At 65.8% G+C, this 412-nt stretch carries 1 protein-coding gene; it reads left to right on the forward strand.

Features of this window, described 5'->3' with window-relative positions:
- Window positions 1–69: 69 nt before the first annotated feature.
- A partial coding sequence (locus tag CAY82_RS27665) for a hypothetical protein (RefSeq protein ID WP_218190866.1) occupies window positions 70–412 on the forward strand: 343 nt, incomplete at its 3' end.

The raw sequence follows: 412 nt of genomic DNA on the forward strand, positions 1-412 counted from the left end.
CAGGCGTCGCGTCGCCCGCCCGGCAACGGATCGCTTGAGCGCTGAAAGACCAAAGGGAGAACGTCGAGGATGAATCGCAAGCTGCTCGCGCTGCCGGTCGTCGTGGGTCTGATATCACCCATACTCGCCGGTTGCGGATCCGGCAGTGGCAGCGGGGGCGACGGCAAGGCGATCGTCTTCGGCACCACCGACGAGTTCCACATCACGCCGACGGGACCGGCTCCGCTCGACCCCGTCACGGGCTATGACATCCAGACCTGGAACGTCTTCTACAACACGTTCCAGACGCTGCTGCGTTTCCCCCGCAGCGGCACGGATCCGGAGCCCGAGGCCGCCAAGGAGTGCCACTTCACCGACGGGCTCGGCGAGCAGTACCGCTGCACGCTCCGTGACAGTCTGCTGTTCTCCAACG

The sequence above is a fragment of the Pseudomonas sp. SID14000 genome (assembly GCF_002165135.1).
In the GTDB taxonomy this organism is placed as follows: domain Bacteria; phylum Pseudomonadota; class Gammaproteobacteria; order Pseudomonadales; family Pseudomonadaceae; genus Aquipseudomonas.